This window comes from Bacillus sp. AM 13(2015) (assembly GCF_001518755.1).
GTDB lineage: Bacteria > Bacillota > Bacilli > Bacillales > Bacillaceae > Bacillus > Bacillus safensis.
The window spans coordinates 71,669-88,276 of the sequence record NZ_LKCP01000070.1 but is presented as its reverse complement, the minus strand read 5'-3'; the positions used below and the strand labels follow the sequence as shown (position 1 = coordinate 88,276).

Genomic DNA, 16,608 nt, shown 5'->3' with positions numbered 1-16,608 from the left:
GGGCGAATGCGAGGATTTGGCTACACGCTGAAGTGGTTATCCCGATGAGGAGCCGTCTTTTTTACGTACGACAATGAGAAGCTGATACAAAGTCACTTGGTCAGACAACGATTTTGTTTGAAAGCCAAGTGATGCTCCTATTCTTGCCACCTCATCAAAAAACAATTGAACGTTTTGATCAATCTGTACATTGACCCGCTGCTCGATCACGCGTTCAAACAATTGGTCTGGGAAAAGCGCACGCATGGTGTTTGGTGTGAAGAACCGCATATGGGTTCGATCTAAAATTCCTACATCTTGATACGTAAAGTCCCCTGTCATCAAAGGAAGAAGCACCTCTGCATGCATCATGTTAGGCAGGCAGCAAATGATGATACCGTCTGGCTTTAAAGATGCGTGTGCTTGCTCAATGATGTGCCAAGGGTCTGACACATGCTCTAAAACATCTGAAAAAATGACCGCATCAAAAAAGGCCTCTTTCTCTGACCATGGGTATTCATCCGCATTTGCCTCAATCACTTCTTCGTAATACGCCTTTGCGACAGCTGCTTTTAATGCATCCGCCTCTACCCCGTACATCTGTACAGACTGACGATTCATTAGTTCAAGCCCGGTAGCTCCTGCACCGCACCCAACATCCAGCACACATGCAGCTTCCTCAGGGAGTAATTCCGTAAAATACGGATGAGGGGTGATCAAATTTAGATCTATGCCCCACTTATCTAAAAATCGAAGTCTGTTTTCAGTAAACAGTGTAGAGATGTTCGTTTCTTGATTGGCATTGAAGGTAGCATGACCATGATGATGCACAAAGGAATCATGCACAATTTGCAGCTGATACCCTTGCAGTAATGAACGTAAGCAAAGATCGTCATCCTCAAATGATCCATATACAAACCGCTCATCAAATAACCCCACATCCTCGATCAGCTTTCTTTTCACGAGCAAGCAAAACCCTACAAGCCGGTGCACATAAGTTCTCTGACCTTTTCTCTTAGACGTATATTCCTTAGCAAACGCTGGGAGCTCCTTCACATCTGTATACGACGGCTGGACCATCTGAGGGCCGCTTACATAATTGGAGACTGGCCCCACCATCCCAATCTGTTCTGATGCGAATAGCGCCTCTTTTAATGGAGGAAGCCAATTTTCCGTCACGATCGTGTCATTATTTAAAAAGAGAATGCTGTCTCCTGAAGCTTCTTTTGCCCCTTGATTACATCCCTTTGCAAAGCCTTCATTCTTTTCATTATCAATGAAAATCACATCATCCAGCTCTCTTACATATTCCTTCGTGCCGTCAGTTGACGCATTATCAACGATGATGAGTTCATATTGGTCGCTGCTCGTATGCTGTTTAATGCTTTCGATACATGTTTTCGTTAAATGGAGTTCGTTGTACGTCAGCATGACAATGCTTGTTTTCCCTTTCATCTCATTTCCACCTTTCGCCCGCCTGTTCCATATGTATGTGATAGGAAGCACGTTCAGAAGATGAGGGAATGTCCTTTCTTGATTAAACGTTTGTTTAACATAGAAAAACCAGCTGCATACGGCAGCTGGCCATTGTTCACACTGTTTTCCCTTCGTCACCTGCGACGGCACGATTTCTCTTTTTTAAATCTTCTTCAATTTCTTCAAGACTTTTCCCCTTCGTTTCGGTCACCAAGTACCTCACAAATAAGAAGGCGCCTACGCCGATGACCGCATAGATGAGGAAGAGATTACTGATACCAATCGCGCTTAATAAAGCTGGGAATGTAAGCGAGATGATTAAATTTCCTGTATGAAGGAGGAAGGTCGATACACCTGTACCGATTCCTCTTACATGTACCGGGAACAGCTCTGGAAGCATCACCCAAACGACTGGCCCCCAACTGACAGCAAAGATGACGATAAAGAGACCTAAACAAATAACGGTTGTCCATCCTGCAGCTGTCGACCCTTCGAAAAATCGGTTGACCACTGACAGGACAATTAAACTAAGGACCATTCCTGCATTCCCAAATAGGAGCAGCGCTTTCCGCCCTACACGGTCAATGATTTTGATGGCAACAAACGTCATGATGACATTCACTGCACCAATTCCGACAGTGCCTAAAATCGCCGCAGAATTTCCAAAGCCAACACTTGTGAATGTTTTTGGTGCATAGTAAATGATTGTATTTGTACCGATAAACTGCTGCAGAAAGGCTAGGCCGACACCGGCAATCAATGCTGGGCGTACCCATGGCTCAAATAATTCCTTAAAACCGCCTTTTTCTTCACTTTCCGCCTTTTGAATATCCGAAATTTCTTCTTCCACTTCTTGCTTACTTTTTCTGAGTTTAGATAATATCTCCTTCGCACGATCAGCCTGTCCGTGGACAAACAGCCAGCGGGGACTTTCCGGCATAAACAAAATTCCAGATAATAAAAGAACAGAAGGAACAACCGCAATTCCAAGCATCAAGCGCCATGCCTCTGCATCCGCTAAAGCGTAGTTCACAATATAGGCTAGAAGAATACCAAATGTGATCATGAGCTGGTTTAAAGAGGATAGTGCCCCTCGTGATTCTTTTGGCGCAAGTTCAGATAAATATAATGGAACAATCGTTGTCGAGCACCCGACAGCGAGCCCTAGTACAATTCGGAATAAGACCATCACTTCCGTATTAGGGGCAAGAGCTGTACCAAATCCGCCGATAATAAACAAAATCGCTGCGGCGATGATGGCTTTTTTCCGCCCAAATTGGTCTGTCAGCTTTCCAGAAAGAGAGGAACCAAGCATCGCTCCGATTAAAATCGAGCTGACGACAAGCCCCTCTGTAAAAGCATTTAAACCTAAATCCTCTTTCATAAATAAGATGGCGCCAGAGATGACACCTGTATCATAGCCATATAAAGCACCGCCAAGGGCGCCGAAGAAATAAAGCCATCCATTCCGATTTTTCATGTTCATAACCCCACTTTTGTCTCTGTACTCTATGAAAAGTCATTTTCCTCACTTCCTGTCATTTCAAACATTTCGATGTTTTATGACAAATATATTTCATTTGTATATCTTTGAAACTTTTTACGAGAAGGATACGTCAATTAAGCGTTAGTGAAAAAAATGTCGCACTATATCCCGTTTTAAGGTATATTTGTTTTAGTTTGTAAGCATAAAGAAGGACATCTTTACTATAAAATCATAGCGAGGGTTTAAAATATATGGATCAATCACGAAGTAAACGCAAAGGGAAAAAGCGTTTAAAACCATGGGTGAAAGTCACTCTTTTTATATTTGGTATTCTTTTACTGACGACCGCTTCTGTTACTGGCTACGCCTACTACAAAGTAACAACTGCTGCCAAAAAGGCTCAAGTATCTCTTGATCGCGGCGCACAATCTGTGAAACGGATTGAAGCATTCGATCCAGGAAAAGACAGCTTTTCTGTCTTGCTGCTTGGAATTGATAGCAGACCGGGCGAAACAGTGAAACAAGCACGAAGCGATGCAATGGTGTTGGCAACTATTAACCGCACAAACAAAACCGTTAAATTATTAAGCATTCCCAGGGACTCATACGTTAATATTCCAGGCCACGGTTTTGATAAAATTACTCACGCACACGCATTTGGCGGTGCAGATTTAACAGTAAGTACAGTTGAAGATTTACTAGATATTCCGGTCGATTTTGTCATCCAAAGTAATTTTGTAGCATTTAAAGAAATCGTCAACGAATTAAACGGTGTTCCTATTAACATCAAGGACGATTACCTTGTGAAACAGATTAAAAAAGATACAAAAGGCAAGGTTGTGCTTCAAACTGGAACTCATACACTAGATGGTGATCAAGCGCTCGCCTATGTGAGAACGAGAAAAGCAGATAGTGACTTAATGCGTGGACAGCGTCAAATGGAAGTGTTAAAAGCCATTTTTGATAAATCAAAATCTTTAACATCTATTCCGTCATACGACAATATCATTGATACACTCGGCGATAATGTGTCAACCACCCTTTCTATGAAGGAGTTAGTCGGTCTTTTCCCGCTTTTAACTTCATTGAAATCGGTTGATACTATCCAGCTTAAAGGATCTGATTACCAGCCAAACGGGGTTTATTATTTCCAATTGGATCAAAACCAGCTGAACGAAGTGAAGACTGAATTGAAGAAGCAGCTTGAATTATCATAAATAGAAGCGTCCCTTTGGGGCGCTTTTAGATTGTTGACCAAAGGGCTAAAATGATCTTGATTTTAGCCCTTTGTCTTCTTTTCAGCGTGATAGAAAACCTTTGCAGCCCTAGGAAGGGCGAGCACCGGAACAGAGCGAATTTGAGATTCGTGAGTACCGGAGCGCAGACCTGACACCGAATGCGAGGGTTTGTCTACACGCTGGAAGCGTCCCTAAGGGGCGCTTTTTCTTATTTCCTTGATCATTCGCTCATTTTTGTTTAGCCTTGATAGTGAGGAATCAACCATCCTTTTTTTATGAGAATGAAGGAAATCGTACATACTTTGAAGAGGCTATTGCATGAATGAAGGAGGATTTGACAGCGATGAAAAAAATGATTGCGATTGATCTAGACGGTACACTTTTAAATACAAAAAGTGAAATATCCGCTCAAAACCGAGAGGCATTGATTCGTGCGAAGGAAGCGGGATATATTGTGACCATCTGTACAGGGCGGGCAACTTTTGATGTAAAGGAGCTGCTTGGCGATTTGGACATCCCCATTATTGCGGCAAACGGCGGGACTGTCCATACAGAAGGATACGAGCTTTTCAGCCGAATCACATTGGACCAAGAAGCGGGCAAGCGCGCTGCTAAGGCATTAGTGGAACGAAACATTTACTTTGAAGTCTATACGGACGATGCTCTCCTCTCTCCTTACGATGGAAAAGAGAAACTAAAAGCAGAATTTGATCTGATCGAAAGCGCAAACCCAAATGAGGATCTCGCTGATCTATGGGAAGGAGCCATGACGCAATTTAAACAATTTGGCATCAAACCAGTGGATGATATCCGTCAAATTTTTGAGTCGAATGAACCGACCTATAAATTACTCTGCTTCTCGTTTGATATGAACAAACTGACCGAAGCACGAAATCTTCTGGCAGACATGCCCGAGCTTTCATTGACCTCGTCTGGAAAACATATTATTGAGGTACTGCCAAAAGAGTCTGGAAAAGGACATGCCCTGAAAAAACTCGCAGCCCATTATGGTGTAGACCGCTCACATATTTATGCAATTGGTGACAGCCCAAACGACCTTTCTATGTTTGAAGAATCAGGCCACCGCATTGCAATGGGGAATGCGGTTGATGTCATTAAAGAAAAGAGCACTTACATCACAAAAGGGAATCATGAAGATGGTGTCGCTTATTTTATTGATCTTCTTTTACAAAATCAATTCCATGAAAAAAAGACGCTTGTCTGATCAGCGCCTAGAGAGAAGTCGAGAAGTCCGATACAAGTATTGATCGGGCTTTTTCTTTATTTTTTGATTCTAACAGCCGTTTCATATTTGTCCTTCCAGTACGTACTTGTTTTCATATTGGTTAAGACAACACCGTTTGAAACAGTCACATGAATGACTTGATTTGATCCTGCATAAATTGCCGGCATCAATGATGTCCCGCTAAAGAAGACAAGATCTCCCGGCTGAAGCTCAGAACGTTTCACAGGCGTACCTGCTTTGACTTGACCTGATGCATAGCGAGGCAACTCAATGCCAAGCACTTCTTGATACACGTACTGCGTGAACCCTGCTGTATCAAATCCTTGTTTTGGGTTCGTACCGCCTTTGACATAAGGGACTTCGCCAATATACGTAGCAGCTTTTGATACGATAGGGTCCTCTTTCGAAAGCTCCAGATCTGTTAATCGTTTGGCACCTGTCCATTTTTCGCGCCAATACGATTCAGACAAATAAGAAATTGTCACACTTTCAGAACGGCTCGCATGAATAAAGCGATCGCCTCCAATATACATACCTACATGAGAAATTCCTGGCTTATATGTGTTGCTAAAAAAGACAAAATCCCCAGGGCGAATATCGTCTAATGCCACTTTTTCTCCAACGGTCCACTGCTGTTCAGCACTTCGAGGTAAATAAATACCAAGTGATTTTTCAAATAAATACTGTAAAAATCCTGAGCAGTCGAATCCAGTCTTTGGATCGGTTCCTCCAAATACATAAGGAATACCTAAATAGGTCATCGCATCTTTCACAAGAGGGTCATCAGAAATGTTTTGTGTGCCGGGCAAGCGTTTGACCGCATAAAATCGATCAGTCCAATATTTGCTTTTGCTGACATCCGTTTTCACCACACCTTGACTAAGCGTAATATGGATGACCTGATCGTTCCCCGCGTACAACGCCACATGTGTTGGGATATCCTTCGTTTCTTCAAGACTTCGGAAATACACAAGGTCACCGGGCTGCGCTTTCTCCCATGATACCTTTTTTCCAATCTGATATTGGTCAATTACCTTCCGCGGCAAATCAAATGTTTCGGATGTCTTGTACACATATTGAATAAACCCAGATGCATCAAAGCCCGTTTTTGGATCGGTTCCTCCTTTATGATAAGGCGTTCCAATCAGCTTTTCCGCTTGCTCCAAAAGAGATGGTGTTTGAGCAGATACCGCTGGTTGAGACATGAACATCAGCCCTACAAGCGCACACCCTCCGATCAACATTCCTTTCCATTTCATGATCCTTTCCCTCCTATCTTCTATAGTTTCGGCATGACACCATTCATTTTACACCCTTTTTCGACAAAAAAAGAACACGCGATGTGCGTGCCCTTTCTCCTATTTAGGTTATTTACCTGCTTCCGCTTTTGACTGCTTTTGCTGTTCAATTTTCTGCATTTCAACCGAGATCTTTTGTTTCTCGTGATCTGTCAGACTGTCACTAAATTTAAAAGCAGACATAAAGACAAAGACTAAGATTAACGCAACAAACGGCCAGCTTGCTTTTAGGAATTTCATTTCTTCTCTTTCCCTCCGTTTTCTTTTAAGTTTTTAACTTTATCAGCGTGATCTACTTCAAAGAAAATGTGTCCGTCTTTTTCTTTCCAATCCGCATTCGTTCCATTGGTCAGCATACGGATAATCGCTTTTGATTCAAGAGATCCTGCTTTTACTGGGGCAGGTGTTGCTTCTTTGATGTACATTGGGACAACTTCAAATGTCGCTTTTCCATCTTCATTCAGATGATACTGAACAAGTGCAGAATCACGTGTTCTTGACCAGCCTTGGTCAAAAATAAAGTTTCCTAGGCTATAGAAAATCGCCGTTCCATTATAAACTTCCATCGGTTCAAGGACGTGCGGGTGAGCACCGATAATGATATCAGCACCGGCCTTAGACATCGCTCTTGCCAATTCTTTTTGTCTGTCGTTTACTTCATTGTTGTACTCCTGTCCCCAGTGAGCATGAACAACGACGAGATCTGCCTTTTCAGCAGCCTGCGAAATCATCGGAATAAAGATAGATGGATCGGCTGGCAGAATACCCGCATGGCGATTCGTTGCTTTGAAATCTTTCCCATACACATCTGTAAAACCAAGCGTTGCAATTTTGACACCATTTACTTCTTTGTATGAAATGTTCTGCTTCGCATCTTGGAGGTTACGACCTGCACCTGTATAATCCATGTCAGTTTGTTCAAAGGCATCGATTGTATTATTCAGCCCTTTTTCACCATAGTCTGCCGCATGGTTATTGGCAAAGTTTAAGACAGAGAAATTTAAATCCTTCAATGCTTGGACAGAATCTTCATCTGTTTTTAAATGAATATTCTTTTGGGCTGCCTGTTCTTTATCTGATGCGACTGGATGCTCAAAGTTTCCTGTCACATAATCTGACACATCAAAATATGGCTTGGCATAGCGAAAGAGATGCTCTTTACCATAGCGTTCTGTTACTTTCTCTACGTTTCTTCCAAACATAATGTCACCGACAAACGAAGCGGTCAGGATGTTTTCTGGATTCTTTTGTACAGTTGGCACTTGTGCTTTCCCGATAAACGTAAATAGAAATGTACAAGCAATGACGATCGGTAAAGCAATGAGTACGTGTTTATTCGTCTTTTTCTTTTGGTTCTTTGTGATTTTCAGCAGCTTTTCCTGAAAGCTCAATTTTTTATTCATCATTGGACACACCTTATCTTAAAATAGATAGTAAACATACATGATGGCAAATGTTGCACCACTTAGAAGTAACGTGCTTCCAAGGGTAATTGTAAGACCTTGCTTTTGAATCGTATTCGCAATCAATCCAGGGACGATGATTCCAATTCCGCGGAATTCTGCTATTTCAAATGGGACCACTGGATAGAAGAAATCAAATATGAGTTTTAAGGCAATCCCTGTAATCAACATCGCAGCAAACTTTCTGCGTCCGTATAAAATCATGAATTTTGATAAGCCAAAACGAACGATCACATACGTAAGCAAGCTGACAGATAAGACGACTAAAATGAAGACTGGCTGGTTAAATACGAGCGCCAGATAACCCGGAACAACAAGTCCAGCTGGTACGATTCCTGTTTTTTCTGCAAAGATTAAACTGAGTAGAACACCTAAAATTAACGAGATATAAAGATCTGATCCGAACATTTTCTATATTTCCTCCTAGCTGACAAGCTGCTTAATTTTGTATTCTTGAATTTTTTCGATTAACGGTTCAGCGGCACCATGGATATTGCCGACTCCATAAACCACTCGATTATGAAGCTTTTTCTCAAGCATATTCATAATTTGTTCTGTAGATTGATATTCAAGGTTGTGTAAGTGGTCAGCCGGAATTTTCCCTTCCTCATATGCCTTCACAATTGGATCTGTTGTTTCACCAATTAAGACAAGGTCACTTGCTTCAATATAAGGAAGTACATCCTCCGCAAACTGGATCGTTCTATCTACTCGATCCGCACGGCAGTTCATAATAATAATCGGTTCATCTGTTGGATATCCAATTTCTTTCACACGCTTCCAAATGTTCAATGTAGAGGATGCGTCATTTGCCGCAAATCCATTTACAAAGTGTCCAGGTGTTTTCGCGTCCATTAATGGAAGAATTCTCATCGCTCCTGGATCAGGTGGCGCATTTAACATTCCTCTGAATGCCGTATCTTCATCAATCCCTAATGCTTGGGCAACACCAAGTGCCAGTGAAGCATTATCTGGGAAAACCATGTACTCAAATTTCCGCAAAAACTCATCAGAAATCTTGGAATTATCTGCAACAATGACTTCTGTGTTGCGTTTTTTCGCAATCTCTTTAAAGAAATCCGTATATTCACTATCCGTAATAACCAAGTGTCCATTGTAAGGAATTGTCGCTGTAAAGGCTTCTGCTATTTCATCAAGTGTTGGCCCCATGACGTCCATATGATCTTCAAGAACGTTTACGATTACGCCAATGTTTGCTTGAAGCAGCTCTTCCTGAAAGATAATTTGGTAATCTGGATTTACCGCCATACATTCACTGACGATGGCATTTGCTCCTCTTTCAACTGTTTCTCTCATAACTTCCTTCTGCTCTCCGATATTCGGTCCTTGCGGTTTCCTTTTAATCGGTTTCTCCTCTGGCGTATCCCAATAAATCATTCTTGCATCCGTTCCCGTTGTTTTACCGACAGTTTTATAACCTGCCTCCATTAAGATACCGGTTGTCAATCTTGTGACGGTAGACTTTCCGCGAATACCATTAATATTGACGCGCACCGGCAGGGCATCGATATTTTTCTGATGACGCTTCTTTTCAATAAAGCCAATCCCTAACATGATGACACAGGCTATAACGATTAACCACATCGCTTATCTACATCTCCTTTTTTTATGAGTGTGATATGTAAATTCAATCAACAGTATATAGGTTCAGCATAAAATCACAATCGGTATTATGTAACATAATCTTTCACTTCCTCGTATGCCAAATTCCTCTAATCAAAAGGCTTTTTTGCCTACCTATCCTTTAAATGAAAAGGCCAAAAGACGGACAAAAATCAGCCTGAATTTCTGCTGAATTCAAGAGAAAGCGTTAACATCAATGATCCGAAAATCTTTTGTCCTTTTCTCCCTAAATTTTTCGACAATTATTAAGATGTATTTTGAATCAATGTTTTAAAGCCTTTTATTCTCTATAACATCAGTCATATCAGCGCTTTAAATAAATAGTGCGTGTTTTGGAATGTTTTATATTTTTGAACGAACAGGTTAGAAAGTCATTCTCATTGGTCAGATTGCTGTGTGTTGACCTATGACAAAGGTCACCTCTAAAAAAATCAAGTCATCTGCTTATTTTTAGGTCACGAAAAATTGGGATAAGATGTAAAACATTGATCATTTAGGTGTACCTTCTCTTTACGAGATTCGCACCTTATGACCTAAACAATGAAACATTATTCATTTGTTTTTATCAAGATTCATCATTTCTTAACATTTTTAATATGAATTTAGTTGAAAGTTGTCAGCTCATGTCATGCTTTCACCAAAGGTGACGAATAAAATTCGCATCTCCGCTTACACTATGGTTAAAAAATCTGTGAGAGGAGGCTAAAGATGCCAAACACCAATGAGCAAACTCGCCTGCATTTTTTATCAGGCAGCTTCGAGGAAAAAATCCGGATCCTGAAAAAAACATTTCAGCAAAGCGGTGATTTTGAATACCGAGAATTAATGGTGAATGAGACGAAATCTGCGCTGCTTTTTATAAAAACAAGAATAGATGAAGGAAAACTAAATGATTTCATCATCGGCAACTTGTTAGGCCCTCCTGGAAAGCAGGATTATACAAAATCTCTTAGCACACTTGAAACAGGCGACTTGACGCTGATCACAGACAGTATTATTGCAGGAAGTATTGCCTTTCTTGATGAAAACTCCTCACAAATTAAGCTATTTGCTGTTGGACAGCCTCCGCTGCGCTCTATTTCTGAACCTTCTTCGGAAAGTATTATCGCAGGCGCACATGATGGATTTGTTGAAAGTCTTGATACCAATATCTACTTACTGCGTTCCCATTTAAATGATCGGAAGCTCGCCATTCAATATCATAAGATCGGTACAAAATCGGAAACAAAGCTTGCAACGGTTTATATATCTGATATTGCCAATCAAGAAAAGGTCGAAGAGGTCAACAGACGGATTTCTTCTATTAAAGTAGACACACTGTTAAGTCCTGGCTCTATCGTTGAGGCAATTGAGGAGGATTCATTTTCTATTTTCCCGCAGCTGATTGATACAGAACGCCCTGATAAGGTGAGATCTGCGATCCTTGAAGGCAGAATAGTCGTACTCATGGATGGTAGTCCAATGGCCATCATTCTGCCTATCACGTTCTTTAGCTTCTTTCAGTCACCGGATGATTATAACAGCCGCTGGATTCCTGCTACGTTTATTCGAATTTTGCGTTATCTTGCCTGCATTATCGCAGTTATATTGCCATCTTTTTATATTGCTGTTATTGCGTTTCATTATGAGGTTGTCCCAGATGAACTAGCCATTACGATGAAGAACTCTATTATCGGAATTCCCTTTCCTCCATTAATAGAGGCTATTTTGATGGAGATCACGATTGAACTCATACGTGAGGCTGGAGTGCGTCTGCCTAAACCAATCGGGCAGACCATTGGAATCGTAGGTGGTTTGGTTATTGGGGATGCGGTTGTACAAGCAGGACTTATTTCGAATGTCCAAGTGATTGTAGTCGCTGTAACAGCTGTGGCTTCATTTGTACTTCCGTCGTTTGAAATGACGTCCACCATCAGGATGCTTCGTTTTCCGCTCATGTTTATGGCATCGATGTTTGGATTTATTGGCATTTCATTTGGGCTCGCCATTATGCTCATGAATTTATGCCGCTTAGAATCACTAGGGGTACCATATTTATCACCTGTTGCTCCATTTAACTGGCAGGACTTAAAAGATACTGTGGTTCGACTCCCAATGTGGATGTACAAGAACCGACCTGTTTATTTAAATCCGCAAAAGAGCAAACAAATTGAACAACTGAGAGGGTGGAAAAAGAAAGATGAAAAATAAAATATCTCCACCTCAAGCTGTTTTTTTTATTATCCAATCTCAAATTGGTGTTGGAATTTTAGCTCTCCCCCATTTGCTGATGAAAGACATAGGACACGATGGCTGGATGGCGATTATTTTAGCGTGTTTTTTTATACAGATCATCAATACGATTTTTCTTTATATCATCTACAAGTATCCTGAAACGTCATTTTTCCAAGTGCTGATTGAGGTCTTTGGAAAATGGATTGGACGCATCTTGGTCACGCTCTATACGGTATACTTTGCCTCGGTTTGTATCGTTGTGCTTTCAATATTCACAAGGATTCTTGGCATATGGGTGCTCCCGCTTACACCAAACTGGGTCATTAACCTATTACTCATGATATGCATTATCTATATCGCAAAGGAGCAAATTACAGCCATTGTCAGATTCAACTTTATCTTAACGCCCTTTTTGCTCATGCTCTCTCTATTGATGTTCTATGCATTGAAAGGAACCAATATTGATTATCTCATGCCTTTTTTCCAAACGGATGTTTCTCAACTCCAAATTGGATTGAAGGATGTGGTATTGTCAATGAATGGATTTGAGATGATTCTGGTCATCTCTCCACTAATGAAGGGCTCCATTAAGGAACGATATAAAGTGATGACCATTTCAAATATATGTACGACACTTTACTACCTATTTATTACATTAATTTGTTTTATGTTTTTCAGCCCGGCTGAGCTTAATGTCATCCCGAATCCTGTTTTGTACCTTTTAAAAACCATTACGTTCGGTGTCATTGAGCGGACGGATTTAATTTTTCTAAGCTTTTGGGTCTTTGTCATTCTAGCTACACTGAGTAATTATCTGTACTTTTGTGCAAATGGTGTATCCAGTATGCTGAAGAAAAAAAATCACAAAAAATATGTCTACTATTTTGCCATTTTGATTTATGCTGCAAGCTGTTATCTTTCAACTGATAACTTTAGAATTCAGCGCTTTAATGACTTTACCACTGTTGCACAATATTCATTTATTTACACACTTCCGATCATGATGGCCGTTATTATCTTGATCAAACACCGCAAAAAGAAGGTGAAATCACATGCGTCATAAGTACATGTTGACACTGCTTATGTGTGTTTCTCTCATTTTCATGCCAGGCTGCTGGGATCAAAACCTATTAAAAGACATCTCTCTTGTTTTAACTTCAGCTGTTGATCAAGGAGAGGATGACAATGCGAGATATTCGATTACCTATCGAAAGGTGCAGCAGTCTCAAAGTATGCAGCAAGGAAATACCGGCAGTTATTTAACCACTGTTCTCACAACCGATGCGCCTACTTTAAGAAAAGCAAGAAGCAACTTTAGCCGGAGTGTAGACCAAAAAATCGATATGTCGAAAATGCGTGTGCTGCTGATCGGTGATGAATTTGCCCAAAACCGGCTGCTCCCTTACTTAGATATGTTTTACCGCGATCCCAAAAGCCCTTTACTCGCAAACTTGGCAGTGGTGCAAGGCGGGAGCTGTGTAGATTTAATCAATCAACTGCTCAAGGAAAAACTTATTGTGAGCGACTATTTAAACAACCTGATCACTTCTGCATCACGCTCCTCACAAGTTTCACCTAAGAACATTCAAAATATCCGGTCCAAAATGCTGCAAACCGGTGAGGATTTCACACTGCCGTTACTCTACTACGATAAGTCAAAAAAGTTAACGAGTGTGAGGGGGGTTGCCTTATTTGATAATGAGAAAAAGAAAGGTGAACTCTATGCCCAGGATGCCATTCTGCTCACCATTATGGATGGAAAAATGGGCAGCTATGCAAACTTCACGAAAAAAGTAAGAAGTGATATGAAATTAAAAGAGAACAATTACATCACCGTTCAAGTAACCGATTCAAAGAGAGACATTAAAATCGTCAATCCTGATCACCGAAACTTAACCTTCTCTCTTGAGTTTGAATTCACCACCTCTGTTATTGAATACCCGAAAGACAATTTAGATACAGATAAAAAAATTGAAATGTTAAATAAAAGGCTATCAGCTATTTTCACAAAAGACGCTGAAAAAGTCATTGCCGCCCTGCAAGAAGCGAATTCTGACGTTCTCAGCCTTGGCAGAAAATATCGGGTAAGACACTATGATGAGTATATGAAAATGAACTGGGTCACCGATTATCCGAAGGTGAAAATCATTCCAAAAGTGAAAGTGAACATTACACAAACAGGTATTATTAGTTAAGAAAAGGAAGAAGTCATCTTTCTTTTCTTTTTTTATTTTTTTTAGATTGTCATTTTGATGCTTTCGTGATAATCTATGTGTGTAAACGGTTACACATTCATGAAGGGAGGCTCTCCATTGGCTACCATTAAAGATGTTGCAAAAGCTGCACAAGTGTCTGTTGCCACTGTTTCACGCGTGCTCAATGATACTGGATACGTCCATTCAGATACGAAAACCCGCGTGACACAAGCGATGCAGGAGTTGAACTACTTTCCCAATGAAGTGGCTAGATCCCTTTTCAAAAGAGAATCACGCTTAATCGGCTTAATCTTGCCTGATATCACAAACCCCTTCTTTCCTCAACTAGCTAGAGGTGTTGAGGATGAGATTCATGCGCACGGTTTTCGGTTATTATTCGGGAACAGTGATGAGGATCGAGAGAAGGAAATGGCCTACTTACAAACCTTTAAACAAAATCAAGTGGTCGGTGTCATCGCAGTCACAAATGAACCTGAATCAGCTATATACAACGATGATGATTTACCTGTTGTGTTTTTAGATCGAACCGTTCCACATGCACCTTCTGTTTTTGCAGATGCTGCAGCTGGCGGGAAAATGGCCGCAATGGAATTAATTAGACGCGGCAGCCGGCAGATCACACTGCTAAAAGGACCTGCCCATCTACAAACAGCTCGGCAGCGCTTCAAGGGCGCACTCGATGTTCTCACGGATACAGGTGTCGACTTTCATGTGATGTCTAATGCTTCCTTTTCCTTTCAAGAAGCCCGAAAAAGCGCCAAAGCCCTCTTCCAGCTGTACCCTGAAACAGATGGGATCATTGCCAGCAATGACATCGTCGCAACAGCGGTCATCCATGAAGCGCTTCGTATTGGAAAAGCCATTCCAGGAGACGTTCAAATCATTGGATTTGATGATATTCCGCAAAGCGAGCTGCTTTTCCCTTCCTTATCGACCATTAGGCAACCCGCCTATGAGATGGGGAAAGAAGCGGCACAGCTGTTAATCAAAGCGATTCAGAAACAACCGATAGATCAGCCAGTTATTCAAATGCCCGTCTCTTTTATTGAACGAGAGACCACAAGAAAGGTGGATTCACAATGAGTCATATTGTTGTAGTAGGAAGCTGTTCAATGGATTTAGTCGTCACATCAGATAAACGGCCAAATGCCGGGGAAACGGTTTTAGGCGAATCGTTTAAAACGGTCCCAGGCGGAAAAGGTGCCAATCAAGCAGTCGCAAGTGCCAGACTCGGTGCAGATGTATATATGGTCGGCCGAGTTGGTGATGACGCCTATGGTCAGGAAATTCTGAGCAATTTACAAAAACAAGGTGTCCGCACCTCATATATGAAACCGGTTACCGAAATGGAGAGCGGCACAGCTCATATCATTTTAGCAGAAGGTGATAACAGCATTGTCGTGGTCAAAGGGGCAAATAATGAGGTCACTCCTGACTATGTAAATGATGCTCTTTCTACAATTGATGATATTGGGATGGTTCTTATCCAGCAGGAAATACCTGAAGAAACGGTCGAAGCGGTCTGCTCCATTTGCAGTGAAAAAGAAATCCCTGTGATTTTAAACCCTGCACCAGCCCGCAAAGTATCGCAGCAGGTTTTAGATCAGGCTGCTTACATTACGCCGAATGAACACGAAGCTGTTCTGATGTTTGATGGTCTGCCAATTGAAGATGCCTTGCGTCAATACCCTAACAAATTACTAGTCACAGAAGGGAAAAATGGGGTTCGATATTTTGATGGATCGAAAGAAGTGTTAGTTCCAGGTGTACCTGTCGAAGCAGTCGACACAACAGGAGCTGGCGATACCTTTAACGGAGCCTTGGCTGTCGCCCTAACAGAAGGCAAATCCCTCTATGACGCACTTGCCTTTGCCAACCTTGCAGCATCAATGTCTGTCACAAAGTTTGGCGCACAAGGCGGCATGCCAACAAGAGAAGAATTGGAGAAAAAGAAATGAAAAAAAACGGCATCCTAAACAGCCATATCGCCAAGGTGCTTGCTGACCTTGGCCATACAGATACAATCGTCATCGCAGACTGCGGTCTCCCTATTCCAGAAGGTCCAGTCAAAATCGATCTGGCATTATCAATCGGCACACCGTCCTTTCAGGAGGTCACCTCCCTCCTTCTTCAGGAAATGGCTGTTGAAAACATGACTGTGGCTAGTGAAATCAAAGAGGCCAATGAACGAGATCATTTATTTCTTAAGAAAGCGTTCTCAAAACCATTACATGAAGTAGACCACGAGACGTTCAAAGACATGACCAAACAGGCAAAAGCAGTCATTCGAACGGGTGAAGCCACCCCATACGCAAACTGCATTCTTCATGCCGGTGTCATCTTTTAAA

The 16,608-nt window shown here is 41.5% G+C and carries 15 protein-coding genes; 8 read left to right on the top strand and 7 right to left on the bottom strand.

What is annotated here, in order from left to right:
* Positions 1-36 precede the first annotated feature (36 nt).
* Together AOQ70_RS11840 and AOQ70_RS11835 are read right to left on the bottom strand one after the other, a co-directional pair.
* Complete coding sequence (locus AOQ70_RS11840) at positions 37-1,434, bottom strand: bifunctional glycosyltransferase family 2 protein/class I SAM-dependent methyltransferase (RefSeq protein WP_039181944.1); 1,398 nt, start codon at positions 1,432-1,434, stop codon at positions 37-39.
* Positions 1,435-1,570: 136 nt separating this feature from the next.
* On the bottom strand, positions 1,571-2,935 hold the full coding sequence (locus AOQ70_RS11835) for a sugar porter family MFS transporter (RefSeq protein WP_126682393.1): 1,365 nt from the start codon (positions 2,933-2,935) through the stop codon (positions 1,571-1,573).
* Positions 2,936-3,192: 257 nt separating this feature from the next.
* Here AOQ70_RS11835 and AOQ70_RS11830 point away from each other — a divergent pair, with 257 nt between their 5' ends.
* A complete protein-coding gene (locus AOQ70_RS11830) occupies positions 3,193-4,158 on the top strand; it encodes an LCP family protein (protein ID WP_039181951.1) in 966 nt (321 codons plus the stop codon).
* Between the two features lie 364 nt (positions 4,159-4,522).
* On the top strand, positions 4,523-5,404 hold the full coding sequence (locus AOQ70_RS11825) for a Cof-type HAD-IIB family hydrolase (protein WP_180272449.1): 882 nt from the start codon (positions 4,523-4,525) through the stop codon (positions 5,402-5,404).
* A 56-nt stretch (positions 5,405-5,460) separates the two neighbouring features.
* On the opposite strand, the gene AOQ70_RS11820 is transcribed toward AOQ70_RS11825, so the two are convergent.
* The 5 genes from AOQ70_RS11820 to pgsB all read right to left on the bottom strand — a co-directional run bounded on the left by AOQ70_RS11820 (position 5,461) and on the right by pgsB (position 9,791).
* Positions 5,461-6,684 (bottom strand): C40 family peptidase, encoded by a 1,224-nt coding sequence (locus AOQ70_RS11820; RefSeq protein ID WP_039181956.1) that lies wholly within the window; start codon positions 6,682-6,684, stop codon positions 5,461-5,463.
* A 108-nt stretch (positions 6,685-6,792) separates the two neighbouring features.
* The gene (locus tag AOQ70_RS19740) at positions 6,793-6,963 is read right to left on the bottom strand and encodes a hypothetical protein (protein WP_087976066.1); all 171 of its coding nucleotides are present in this window, start codon (positions 6,961-6,963) and stop codon (positions 6,793-6,795) included.
* Positions 6,960-8,126 (bottom strand): CapA family protein, encoded by a 1,167-nt coding sequence (locus tag AOQ70_RS11815; protein ID WP_059376434.1) that lies wholly within the window; start codon positions 8,124-8,126, stop codon positions 6,960-6,962. Before AOQ70_RS11815 ends, AOQ70_RS19740 begins: the two co-directional genes overlap by 4 nt.
* An 18-nt stretch (positions 8,127-8,144) precedes the next feature.
* Positions 8,145-8,594: a poly-gamma-glutamate biosynthesis protein PgsC gene (gene pgsC / locus AOQ70_RS11810; protein WP_007497520.1), complete on the bottom strand. Its 450-nt coding sequence runs from the start codon at positions 8,592-8,594 to the stop codon at positions 8,145-8,147.
* A gap of 15 nt (positions 8,595-8,609) precedes the next feature.
* Entirely contained in the window at positions 8,610-9,791 is a 1,182-nt protein-coding gene (gene pgsB, locus AOQ70_RS11805; protein WP_039181962.1) for a poly-gamma-glutamate synthase PgsB, read from the bottom strand.
* A 747-nt stretch (positions 9,792-10,538) separates the two neighbouring features.
* Between pgsB and AOQ70_RS11800 the strand changes: the two genes are divergently transcribed.
* The 6 genes from AOQ70_RS11800 (at position 10,539) to rbsD (ending at position 16,607) form a co-directional block, all read left to right on the top strand.
* Entirely contained in the window at positions 10,539-12,020 is a 1,482-nt protein-coding gene (locus AOQ70_RS11800) for a spore germination protein (protein ID WP_059376433.1), read from the top strand.
* Positions 12,010-13,107 (top strand): GerAB/ArcD/ProY family transporter, encoded by a 1,098-nt coding sequence (locus AOQ70_RS11795; RefSeq protein ID WP_059376431.1) that lies wholly within the window; start codon positions 12,010-12,012, stop codon positions 13,105-13,107. Before AOQ70_RS11800 ends, AOQ70_RS11795 begins: the two co-directional genes overlap by 11 nt.
* Positions 13,097-14,239, top strand: coding sequence for a Ger(x)C family spore germination protein (locus tag AOQ70_RS11790; RefSeq protein WP_059376428.1), 1,143 nt, complete (start codon positions 13,097-13,099; stop codon positions 14,237-14,239). Before AOQ70_RS11795 ends, AOQ70_RS11790 begins: the two co-directional genes overlap by 11 nt.
* A gap of 117 nt (positions 14,240-14,356) precedes the next feature.
* Complete coding sequence (locus AOQ70_RS11785) at positions 14,357-15,343, top strand: LacI family DNA-binding transcriptional regulator (RefSeq protein WP_059376426.1); 987 nt, start codon at positions 14,357-14,359, stop codon at positions 15,341-15,343.
* Positions 15,340-16,218 (top strand): ribokinase, encoded by an 879-nt coding sequence (rbsK, locus tag AOQ70_RS11780; protein ID WP_059376425.1) that lies wholly within the window; start codon positions 15,340-15,342, stop codon positions 16,216-16,218. The genes AOQ70_RS11785 and rbsK overlap by 4 nt, the downstream gene beginning before the upstream one ends.
* Positions 16,215-16,607, top strand: a complete 393-nt coding sequence (rbsD, locus tag AOQ70_RS11775) for a D-ribose pyranase (protein ID WP_039181978.1) — start codon at positions 16,215-16,217, stop codon at positions 16,605-16,607. The genes rbsK and rbsD overlap by 4 nt, the downstream gene beginning before the upstream one ends.
* The last annotated feature ends 1 nt before the right edge of the window (position 16,608 follow it).

Excerpts from the sequence above, each read along its gene's own strand:
- pgsC (WP_007497520.1), bottom strand. The coding sequence starts at position 8,594 with ATGTTCGGATCAGATCTTTATATCTCGTTAATTTTAGGTGTTCTACTC.
- AOQ70_RS11790 (WP_059376428.1), top strand. The coding sequence starts at position 13,097 with ATGCGTCATAAGTACATGTTGACACTGCTTATGTGTGTTTCTCTCATT.
- AOQ70_RS11800 (WP_059376433.1), top strand. The coding sequence starts at position 10,539 with ATGCCAAACACCAATGAGCAAACTCGCCTGCATTTTTTATCAGGCAGC.
- AOQ70_RS11825 (WP_180272449.1), top strand. The coding sequence starts at position 4,523 with ATGAAAAAAATGATTGCGATTGATCTAGACGGTACACTTTTAAATACA.
- AOQ70_RS19740 (WP_087976066.1), bottom strand. The coding sequence starts at position 6,963 with ATGAAATTCCTAAAAGCAAGCTGGCCGTTTGTTGCGTTAATCTTAGTC.
- AOQ70_RS11795 (WP_059376431.1), top strand. The coding sequence starts at position 12,010 with ATGAAAAATAAAATATCTCCACCTCAAGCTGTTTTTTTTATTATCCAA.
- rbsD (WP_039181978.1), top strand. The coding sequence starts at position 16,215 with ATGAAAAAAAACGGCATCCTAAACAGCCATATCGCCAAGGTGCTTGCT.
- AOQ70_RS11830 (WP_039181951.1), top strand. The coding sequence starts at position 3,193 with ATGGATCAATCACGAAGTAAACGCAAAGGGAAAAAGCGTTTAAAACCA.
- AOQ70_RS11840 (WP_039181944.1), bottom strand. The coding sequence starts at position 1,434 with ATGAAAGGGAAAACAAGCATTGTCATGCTGACGTACAACGAACTCCAT.
- AOQ70_RS11815 (WP_059376434.1), bottom strand. The coding sequence starts at position 8,126 with ATGAATAAAAAATTGAGCTTTCAGGAAAAGCTGCTGAAAATCACAAAG.
- pgsB (WP_039181962.1), bottom strand. The coding sequence starts at position 9,791 with ATGTGGTTAATCGTTATAGCCTGTGTCATCATGTTAGGGATTGGCTTT.
- AOQ70_RS11835 (WP_126682393.1), bottom strand. The coding sequence starts at position 2,935 with ATGAAAAATCGGAATGGATGGCTTTATTTCTTCGGCGCCCTTGGCGGT.
- rbsK (WP_059376425.1), top strand. The coding sequence starts at position 15,340 with ATGAGTCATATTGTTGTAGTAGGAAGCTGTTCAATGGATTTAGTCGTC.
- AOQ70_RS11820 (WP_039181956.1), bottom strand. The coding sequence starts at position 6,684 with ATGAAATGGAAAGGAATGTTGATCGGAGGGTGTGCGCTTGTAGGGCTG.